This is a genomic window from Nocardia sp. NPDC003345 (assembly GCF_053589395.1).
This window is the reverse complement of the sequence record NZ_JBSFRU010000264.1, coordinates 1-9412: the sequence shown is the minus strand read 5'-3', so window position 1 is coordinate 9412 and position 9412 is coordinate 1. Positions and strand designations below refer to the sequence as shown.

The 9412-nt window shown below is 70.9% G+C and carries 9 protein-coding genes and 1 pseudogene; 6 read left to right on the top strand and 4 right to left on the bottom strand.

The features are described 5' to 3' along the window. Positions 1 to 209, top strand: a pseudogene (locus ACWDU1_RS24075) (PadR family transcriptional regulator); the annotation flags it as partial. Between the two features lie 6 nt (positions 210 to 215). On the opposite strand, the gene ACWDU1_RS24070 reads toward ACWDU1_RS24075, so the two are convergent. The 3 genes from ACWDU1_RS24070 to ACWDU1_RS24060 form a co-directional block, all read right to left on the bottom strand. Continuing rightward, entirely contained in the window at positions 216 to 737 is a 522-nt protein-coding gene (locus ACWDU1_RS24070; RefSeq protein WP_450001750.1) for an FxsA family protein, read from the bottom strand. Positions 738 to 839: 102 nt separating this feature from the next. Further along, a complete protein-coding gene (locus tag ACWDU1_RS24065; RefSeq protein ID WP_450001749.1) occupies positions 840 to 1499 on the bottom strand; it encodes a response regulator in 660 nt (219 codons plus the stop codon). A gap of 26 nt (positions 1500 to 1525) precedes the next feature. Continuing rightward, positions 1526 to 2695 carry a sensor histidine kinase gene (locus ACWDU1_RS24060; protein ID WP_450001748.1) on the bottom strand — a complete coding sequence of 390 codons (1170 nt, stop codon included), beginning with the start codon at positions 2693 to 2695 and terminating at the stop codon, positions 1526 to 1528. A 76-nt stretch (positions 2696 to 2771) separates the two neighbouring features. Here ACWDU1_RS24060 and ACWDU1_RS24055 point away from each other — a divergent pair, with 76 nt between their 5' ends. The 5 genes from ACWDU1_RS24055 to ACWDU1_RS24035 all read left to right on the top strand — a co-directional run bounded on the left by ACWDU1_RS24055 (position 2772) and on the right by ACWDU1_RS24035 (position 8891). Next, positions 2772 to 3539 carry a TSUP family transporter gene (locus ACWDU1_RS24055; RefSeq protein WP_450001746.1) on the top strand — a complete coding sequence of 256 codons (768 nt, stop codon included), beginning with the start codon at positions 2772 to 2774 and terminating at the stop codon, positions 3537 to 3539. A 93-nt stretch (positions 3540 to 3632) separates the two neighbouring features. Next, positions 3633 to 5138: a TldD/PmbA family protein gene (locus tag ACWDU1_RS24050; protein WP_450001753.1), complete on the top strand. Its 1506-nt coding sequence runs from the start codon at positions 3633 to 3635 to the stop codon at positions 5136 to 5138. 17 nt (positions 5139 to 5155) lie between these two features. Continuing rightward, the gene (locus ACWDU1_RS24045) at positions 5156 to 6538 is read left to right on the top strand and encodes a metallopeptidase TldD-related protein (protein ID WP_450001752.1); all 1383 of its coding nucleotides are present in this window, start codon (positions 5156 to 5158) and stop codon (positions 6536 to 6538) included. A gap of 158 nt (positions 6539 to 6696) precedes the next feature. Continuing rightward, the gene (locus ACWDU1_RS24040) at positions 6697 to 7893 is read left to right on the top strand and encodes an NAD(P)/FAD-dependent oxidoreductase (RefSeq protein WP_450001745.1); all 1197 of its coding nucleotides are present in this window, start codon (positions 6697 to 6699) and stop codon (positions 7891 to 7893) included. Between the two features lie 101 nt (positions 7894 to 7994). Further along, positions 7995 to 8891 (top strand): RNA polymerase sigma-70 factor, encoded by an 897-nt coding sequence (locus ACWDU1_RS24035; protein WP_450001743.1) that lies wholly within the window; start codon positions 7995 to 7997, stop codon positions 8889 to 8891. A gap of 1 nt (position 8892) precedes the next feature. Here the strand turns inward: ACWDU1_RS24035 and map are convergent. Next, the coding region (gene map, locus ACWDU1_RS24030; RefSeq protein WP_450001742.1) for a type I methionyl aminopeptidase at positions 8893 to 9412 on the bottom strand (520 nt) is incomplete at its 5' end.

The following is a 9412-nucleotide window of genomic DNA, read 5'->3' as shown; positions in this document are numbered from 1 at the left end:
TGACCGAGCAGCGCGCACGCAGCGGCCGGATCCGCGACGAACTGCTCGGCATGATCGGCGACTTCCCGGGCCGCTACGAGACCCCGCACGCCACCGATCTCCTCGAACTGTGGAGCGGGGTGTTCGACAACCTCACCGGCTGGACCACGGGGGTGCTCACCCGCCTCCGAGCGGGCGAATACCGGATGGCGGACGACCCGGCCCGCTGAACTACCTCAGGCCCGGTGACCCGGGTTCGGAGCCCCGTACGGATACGGCGCCGGGTCGAGCACGATCGGATCTTTGCGGGGCTCGTCGGTGTACCACTCGTCCACCACGACCCCGTCGATGACGTCGGCGTCCACCACGGTCACCCCGCGATGCCGGGCGGCGGCGGTGAGGGTGGCCACCCGCCGCGCGGCCAGCGCCGCGACCAGCGGGCGGAGCAGGGCACGGGTCGGTGGGAGCAGCATCAGCAGGCCCAGCACCGAGGTCACCAGGCCGGGGACGAACATGAGGGCGCTACCGAGCCCCACCAGCGCGCCGTCGGCCACCGCCGCGCCCGGGGCGACCTCGCCGCGGGTGACTCCGCGGAACTGTTCGGCGACCCGCCGCCACTGGGAGCCGAGCAACAGCATCCCGGCGGCCGAGCTGGCGATGAGCAGCAGAATGGCCGGCAGCGCGCCGAGCCAGGCGACGGCGGCGGCGAATGCGGCGATCTCGACGACGAGGTAGACGAGGAAACCGAGGACGGGCATGAGCGAACCTTTCCGGTCGGACTACCCGTGCAACGAACGGGCGGCCGTTTTTGCTCCCGGAATGCCGCAAATCGGGCGTAGCGTGCCCGGAGGGCCTCGCCGTCAACCGCCCGGACGGACGAGCCCCGTCTCATAGGCGAGCACCACCGCCTGCACCCGGTCCCGCAGGCCGAGTTTGGTCAGCACCCGCCCGACATGCGTTTTCACGGTGGCCTCGGAGAGGAACAGTTCGCCCGCGATCTCCGCGTTGGACCGGCCGGCGGCGATCTGGCCCAGTACCTCCCGCTCCCGGACGGTGAGCACCTCCAGGACGGCCGGATCGCGCGACGGCGCCGGTTCCTCGGCGATCAGCCGGTCCAGCAGGCGTTTGGTGACCTTCGGGGAGACCACCGCGTCACCGGCGGCGACACTGCGGATGGCCGAGATCAGATCCTCGGGCGGAGTGTCCTTGAGCAGGAACCCGCTGGCCCCCGCGCGCAACGCGCCCAGCGCGTGTTCGTCCAGATCGAAAGTGGTCATCACCAGCACCCGGGTCCCGTGTTCGGCTTCGAGGATGCGCCCGGTGGCGGTGACCCCGTCCACCACCGGCATCCGGACGTCCATGAGCACCACATCGGGAGCGAGCTCCGCGGCCCGGGCGACCGCGGTGGCACCGTTGTCGGCCTCGCCGACCACCTCGATATCGGGCTGCGCGCCGAGCACCATCTTCAACCCCACACGCATGAGTTCCTGGTCGTCGACTACGAGAACGGTGATCGGCACGGCTCCAATGTAGTGGCGCGGAGGCGCTATTCCCGATCCGGTGGCGCCAGCGGGATCCGGGCGTACACCCGCCACGCCCCGTCGGCGGTGCGGCCCGCCTCCAGGCTGCCGCCCAGTATCGCCATCCGCTCCCGCATCCCGGCCAGGCCCAGTCCGCTGCCCTGGATCCGGTCCTCGGGCCGTACCGGCACACCACCGGAATCGGTGACCTCGACCTCGATATGGTCGGTGCGCCGCCGCACCGCCACCCAGGCCTTCGGATGGGCGCCGGCGTGCCGCAGTGTATTGGTCAGCGCCTCCTGCACGATCCGGTGCACGCCCAGGCTCACCTCGGGCGCCACCTCGTCGAGTCCCCCGGCGAGTTCCAAGTCCACCGCCAGACCGGCGTCCCGCATGAGCTGCGACACCCGGGCCAGCCCGGCGGTGCCGTGCTGGGGCACCTGGTCGGGTGCGTGTTCGGTACGCAGCAGGACCACCGTGCGACGCAGCTCACGCAATGCCTCGCGTCCGGTACCGGCAATGGTGACCAGTGCCTGCTCCGCCGTGTCCGGATCGGCGCGCAGGGCGTAGCGGGCGCCGTCGGCCTGGACGATCATCACGCTCACCGCGTGCGCGACCACATCGTGCAGCTCGCGTGCGATCCGGGTGCGTTCGGCCGAGACCGCGTCGTGCGCGCGCCGCTCCCGGTCGGAGTCGGCGACCGCGAGCCGGGCCGCGACCTCGGCGTCGTAGGCGCGGCGCGCGCCGGAGAATTCGGCCAGCGCCCAGCACAGGGCGAAGAAAACGCCGACGAACGCGGTATCGCTCGCCTTGAAGCCGCTGACCAGCGCCATTCCGTAGACGGTGTCGGCGACCAGCGCCAGCGCGTACCAGAGACCTTCGCGGCGGCCGAGGTAGGCGACCAGCGTGTACAGCATGATCCCGTGGCCGAGCAGGGCGCCGTGCACGGTGGGGTCGCCGACGATATAGCCGATGGTGCTGGCACAGAACGACAGCAGCATGAAGGTGACGGCCATCGCGCGGGGGTAGACCCGCCGCAGCGCGATGGGCAGCGGGATCAATACCGAGAAGACCAGGAACGCGGCCGTATTGGTGGCATCCCGGGCCACCGCCAGGTCCAGGATCAGCAGCAGCCCGGCGAGGACGGAATCCGCCACGACGGGTTTGTCTCGAAGCCACAGGCTGAACCGGCGCACCCGCCCAGCCTAGGGTCGCGCGGCACCCGGCCGACCCGGCGCGGGCGGGCGCGGTCGGTCTGATTTGCTGGCCTGCGTGGATGTGACCGACTGGATACTGCTGCTCTCGGCCGCCACCGCGGCCGGCTGGGTGGACGCGGTGGTGGGCGGCGGCGGGCTGATCGTGCTGCCGACCCTGTTGCTCGTCGCCCCCGGCCTGGCCCCGCAGACCGCGCTGGGCACCAACAAACTGGCCGCCGTGGCCGGCACCGCCACCGCGGCGGCCACCTTCGCCCGCAAGGTGCCGATGCAGTGGCGGCTGCTCATACCCGCCGCGACGCTGGCGGCGGCCACCTCGGCGGCCGGGGCGGCGGCGGTATCGCTGATCGACCGCGATCTGTTCATACCCATCGTGCTGGTGGTGCTGATCGGCGTGGCGATCTTCGTGACCGCGCGGCCGACCATCGGCGTCACACTGGCCACCCATCCACCGACGCGACGGAAGACGATCCTGGTGATCGGCCTGGCCGCCGGGCTCATCGGCGCCTACGACGGGTTGCTGGGCCCCGGCACCGGCACCTTCCTCATCATCACCTTCGCGACGCTGCTCGGCACCGAGTTCGTCCGGGCCGCGGCCATGGCCAAGGTCATCAACTGCGGATCGAATATCGGGGCGCTGCTGTTCTTCGGCGCCACCGGTCATGTGCTGTGGGCGCTGGGCGCGGCCATGGCGTGTTCGAATATCGCCGGATCGGTGGTCGGTTCGCGGATGGCGCTGGCCCGCGGCGCGGAGTTCGTCCGGGTGGTGTTGCTGGTGGTCGTGGTCGCGATGGTGATCCGGCTCGGCTGGCAGCAGTTCGGCTGAGTGCCGCGCCCGCGACGGCCCCGGGGCACTAGGTTGGGCAGAGTGACTACGGCGACCTCCACCGGGCAGGGCGGGCAACCCCCCGGCCACGCAATCGATCCGGAATTCGCGGACCTACCGCTGGCCACGCTGGCCGACGCCGCGCTCTCGGCGGCCCGCGCCGCCGGAGCCGAGCACGCGGACCTGCGGGTGCACCGGTTGTGCACGCAGTCCATCCGGTTGCGGGACGGCCGGGTCGAGGCCCTCACCGATGAGGTCGAACTGGGTTTCGCGGTCCGGGTGATCGTGGACGGTACCTGGGGTTTCGCCTCGCATGCCGCCTTGGACCCGGGTACCGCGGCCGATGTCGCGCGCTCGGCGGTGGCCGTGGCGACCGGTCTGCGCGCCCTCAATCGCGAGCGGGTGGCGCTGGCCCCCGAACCCCGATATGAGGATGCCCGCTGGGTGTCGCCGTATCTGGTCGACCCCTTCACCGTGCCCGCCACCGAGAAAGTGGCACTGCTGCAGGACTATTCGGGCCGGCTGTCGGCGGCCGACGGCGTCGACCACGTCTCGGCGGCGCTTCTGCAGGTGAAGGAGCAGACCTACTACGCCGATACCGCCGGATCGTCGATCATCCAGCAGCGGGTGCGGCTGCAACCGCAGCTCGAGGCGATCACCGTGGACAGCGCGTCGGGCGCGTTCGAGACCATGCGCACTCTGGCCCCGCCGGTCGGGCGCGGCTGGGAGTACGTCACCGGCGCCGACGGCACCTGGGATTGGGATACCGAGCTGGCCCGTATCCCGGAGTGGCTGGCGGATAAGGTGAAGGCGCCCAGCGTGGTCGCCGGACCCACCGATCTGGTGATCGACCCCACCAATCTGTGGCTCACCATTCACGAATCCATCGGTCACGCCACCGAATACGACCGGGCCATCGGCTACGAATCGGCCTATGCCGGTACCTCGTTCGCGACCCCGGACAACCTCGGCACCCTGCGCTACGGCACCCCGATCATGCATGTCACGGCCGACCGGGTGCAGGAGCACGGCCTGGCGACAGTCGGCTACGACGACGACGGCGTGGCCGGGCAGCGCTGGGATCTGGTACGCGACGGCGTCCTCGTCGGCTACCAGCTCGACCGGGTTTTCGCGCCGCGGCTGGGCCTGGAACGGTCCAACGGCTGCTCCTATGCCGATTCACCGCATCACGTCCCCATCCAGCGGATGGCCAATGTCTCCCTGCAACCCGATCCCACCGCCGACACCAGTACCGCGGAGTTGATCTCGCGAGTGGACAACGGTATCTACATCGTGGGTGACAAGAGCTGGTCGATCGATATGCAGCGCTACAACTTCCAGTTCACCGGCCAGCGGTTCTTCCGGATCCGTGACGGCGAACTCGACGGCCAGCTCCGCGATGTCGCCTACCAGGCCACCACCACCGATTTCTGGGGTTCGATGGAAGCCGTCGGCGGACCGTCGACCTGGCAGCTGGGCGGCGCGTTCAACTGCGGCAAGGCCCAGCCCGGGCAGGTCGCGGCGGTCAGCCACGGCTGCCCGTCGGTGCTGGTGCGGGGCGTGAACGTGCTCAACACCCGGATGGAGGCAGGGCGATGACGGGGATCGGTGCGGGGGTGCTGCCCGCGGGCGAGGTGGTGGACCGGGTGCTCGCGCTGTCCCGGGCCGACGAGGCGATCGTGATCGTCACCGACGACTACGACGCCTCGCTGCGCTGGGCCGGCAACTCCATGACCACGAATGGGCAATCGGTGTCCCGGCGTTGGTCGGTGCTCTCGGTGTACCGGGAGGGACCGCGGACGGCGCGCGTCGGGAGTGTGGCCTCGACCAGCGTGGATCCCGCCGATATCGAAGCTGTGGTGCGCGCGAGCGAGGCGGCCGCGACCGCCGCCGAACCCGCGCGTGACGCCATGCCGCTGCTGGACGCGGATACCGCGCCACCGGCCGCGGACTGGGCGGATGCGCCGGCCACCACCGGGATCGAGGTCTTCCACGGACTCGCGGCCGACCTGTCCGCCGGTTTCGACGGCACCGACCGGCTCTACGGTTTCGCCCACCACCAGGTGCAGACCACCTGGCTGGGCACCTCCACCGGGGTCCGCCGCCGCTACACCCAGCCCACCGGGTCGGTGGAGATCAACGGCAAACGCGGTGCCGGCGACGGCCTCGCCAGTGCCTGGGTGGGAGCCGGCACCACCGATTTCGCCGATGTGGACATCCCGGCGATGCTGTCGGAACTGTCACGCCGCCTGGATTGGTCGGCGCGGCGGGTGGACCTGCCCGCGGGCCGGTACGAAACGCTGCTGCCGCCCTCGACCGTCGCGGATCTGCTGATCTACATGTACTGGTCGATGGAAGGGCGGGGCGCGCAGGAGGGTCATACCGCCTTCGCCGCGGCCGGCGGCACCCGGATCGGGGAGAAACTCACCGATATCCCGCTGACACTGTCCTCGGATCCGGACGCCCCGGGACTGCAGTGCCTGCCCTTCGTGGCGACCCCGGCGTCCTCGGAGACGCTGTCGGTCTTCGACAACGGGATGGCGGCGCGGCGGGTGGACTGGTTACGCGACGGCGCGATCGCCGATCTGGTGTATCCGCGCGCCACTGCCGCCGACTACGACGCCGCGCCCACCGTCCCGGTGGGCAACCTGCTGCTCACCGGCGGGTCGGACGCCACCCTGGACGAGATGATCGCGCGCACCGAACGCGGTCTGCTGCTCACCACCCTCTGGTACATCCGCGAGGTGGACCCGGCGACCCTGCTGCTCACCGGCCTGACCCGGGACGGGGTGTACCTGGTGGAGAACGGCGAGGTCACCGGGGCGGTGAACAACTTCCGGTTCAACGAGAGCCCGCTGGATCTGCTGCGCCGGGTCACCGAGGCCGGGGCGACCGAACAGACGCTGCCCCGGGAATGGAAGGACTGGTTCACCCGCACCGCCATGCCGCCGCTGCGGGTACCCGATTTCCATATGTCCTCGGTCAGCCAGGCGACCTGAACCGCCCCGGTCCGCGGGCCGGCACCTCACCCCGGGGATGCTCCAACGGCGCGGCCGGGCGCGGCTCGGGGCCGCGTTCGAGTGATCCAGGTCACCAGGTGTCACACCGAACGGTTTTCCGGTGTCTCATGCTCGACCCCCTGAAGCGAGGAGACATCATGTCGGAGAACACCGAGGTAGTCGTGATCGGCGGTGGCTACGCCGGCGTCCTGGCCGCCAACCGCCTGACCCAGCGCGACGACGTGACCGTGACCCTGATCAACCCGCGCCCGGATTTCGTCGAGCGGATCCGCCTGCATCAGCTGGTGGGCGGTTCCGACGACGCGGTCGTCCCGTACCGCGAGGTCCTCGCCGAACGGGTCGAACTGGTGGTGGACTCGGTCACCCGTATCGACGCTCCCGGTCGCGCCGTGACTCTGGCCGGCGGCGGCACCCGCCGTTACGACTATCTGATCTACGCCGTCGGCAGCGGCAGCGCCGATCCCGCCGTCCCCGGGGCGGCCGAATTCGCCTATCCGATCACCACCTACGAGGAGGCGCGGCGACTGCTGCCGGTCGTCGCGGCGACGCCCGCGACGGCACCGGTGACGGTGGTCGGCGCCGGCCCGACCGGTATCGAGACCGCCGCCGAACTGGCCGAACAGGGCCGCCCGGTGACCTTGGTCTGCGGCCGGGTGCTCGGCCCCTACCTGCATCCCCGGGGCCGGCGGTCGGTCGCCGCGCGACTGACCCGGCTGGGCGTCACCGTGCTCGAAGGGCCCGAGGCCCGGGTGACCGCCGTGACCCGGGATGCGGTGCGACTGCGAGACGGCCGCGACCTCCCGAGCGCGGTGACCATCTGGACCGCCGGTTTCGGCGTCCCGGACCTGGCCGCCCGCAGCGGTCTGGACACCGACGAGGCCGGGCGTCTGCGCACCGACGAAACACTGACCAGCGTCACCGACAGCCGCGTGATCGGGGCCGGGGACAGCGCGGCACCCTCGGATCGGCCGTTCCGGATGAGCTGCCAGTCGGCCACCCGTATCGGCGCGCACGCCGCCGATACGGTGCTGGCCCGGCTCGCCGGCGCCACCCCCGCACCGATCGACCTCGGTTTCTTCGGGCAGTGCATCAGCCTGGGCCGCGGGGCGGGCATCTTCCAGTTCGCCGCCCGCGACGACACCGCCAACCGGTTCTTCGTCGCCGGTGGCGCCGCTGCCAAGCTCAAGGAGTTCGTATGCACCCATACCGTCGGGCATCTGGCGGCGGAGGCGCGCAAGCCCGGTTCACTGCGCTGGGTCGCCGACGGTAAACGCGCCGGGCTGGTGGCGAGCCGGCGGCCGGCCACCGCGCCCACCCGCGAACCGGCGGCCTGACCCTCTGGTATCCGGGCCCGCCGACCACGGGTCCGGATAACTTCCGCGCCCCGGTCGCGGGGCGTACGGACAAACGATCATTCGGAAAGGGACCGGCAACCATGGGCAACCCCGTCGGCGATACCGCGACCGAGACCTTCGTCGCCCACCGCAATCTGCTGTTCACCGTCGCCTACGAGATGCTCGGTTCGGCGGCCGATGCCGAGGATGTCCTCCAGGAGACCTGGCTGCGGTGGGTCGAGGTCGATCTCGCGCAGGTGCAGGATCGGCGCGCGTATCTGGTGCGGATCACCACCCGCCAGTCGCTGAACCGGTTGCGGACCATGAACCGCCGCAAGGAGTCCTACGTCGGTCAGTGGTTGCCCGAACCGCTGCTCACCGCACCGGATGTCGCGGAGAACGCCGAACTCGCCGACAGCGTGTCGATGGCGCTGATGCTGGTCCTCGAAACGCTCTCGCCGACCGAACGCGCCGTTTTCGTCCTGCGCGAGGTCTTCGATTTCGGCTACGCCGAGATCGCCGACGCGGTGGGTAAGAGCGGGTCCGCGGTCCGCCAGATCGCGCATCGGGCCCGCGCCCATGTGGAGGCCCGCCGCCCCCGGGAGACCGTATCCGCGAGCCGCGCCCGCGCGGCCCTCGATTCGTTCCGGCGGGCGCTGGAGGCCGGTGATCCGCAACTGCTGCTCGATGTCCTGGCCCCCGAGGTAGTGCTCATCGCCGACGGCGGCGGTGTCAAACGCGCCGCGCTGCGTCCGATCAGCGGCGCCGAGACGGTGGCCCGCTACCTGAGCCGCGGCCTGGGCAAGCTCGAGGCCACGTTCGGCGTCGAGTTCGCGGTGGTCAACGGCAGCCCGGCCTTCGTGGTCCGCGTCGACGGTGTGCGGGAGGGCATCATGGCGTTCCGTCTCGAGGACGACCGCATCGCCGGCCTCTATTTCGTCCGCAATCCCGCGAAGCTGACCCATATCGACTCGGAGACCGTCCTCACGCTCCGTTGAATCAGGCCGCGGTCAGCACCCGCGGCCCGTCGGCGGTGATGGCGATCGTGTGCTCGGAATGCGCGGTGCGCGATCCGTCCGCGGAGCGGATCGTCCAGCCGTCGGGATCGGTGTAGATCTGGTCGGTGGTCCTGGCGAACCACGGTTCCAGGGCGATGACCAGGCCCGGTTTCAGCGGATAGCCCCGCCCGGCCCGGCCCGCGTTGGCCACGTGCGGGTCTTCGTGCATGGTGCGCCCGAGCCCGTGCCCGCCGAATTCGGTGTTCACCGGGTAGCCGTGCGCCCGCGCCACCGCTTCGATCGCGGCGGAGATATCGCCGATCCGGCGACCGGCCCGGGCGGCGTCGATACCGGCGCCCAATGCCTCCTCGGTGGCCCGTATCAACCGCTGGTCCTCCGGGTCCGGGGTGCCGACGATGATCGTGGTCGCGGCGTCGGCGACCCAGCCGTCGATCCCCAGCGCCAGATCCATGGTCAGCACATCGCCGTCGCGCAGGTCGTAGTCGAAGGGCAGCCCGTGA

Bases quoted from the DNA above. Each gene is read 5' to 3' on its own strand.
- ACWDU1_RS24070 (WP_450001750.1), bottom strand. From the start codon at position 737: ATGCCCGTCCTCGGTTTCCTCGTCTACCTCGTCGTCGAGATCGCCGCA.
- ACWDU1_RS24040 (WP_450001745.1), top strand. From the start codon at position 6,697: ATGTCGGAGAACACCGAGGTAGTCGTGATCGGCGGTGGCTACGCCGGC.
- ACWDU1_RS24035 (WP_450001743.1), top strand. From the start codon at position 7,995: ATGGGCAACCCCGTCGGCGATACCGCGACCGAGACCTTCGTCGCCCAC.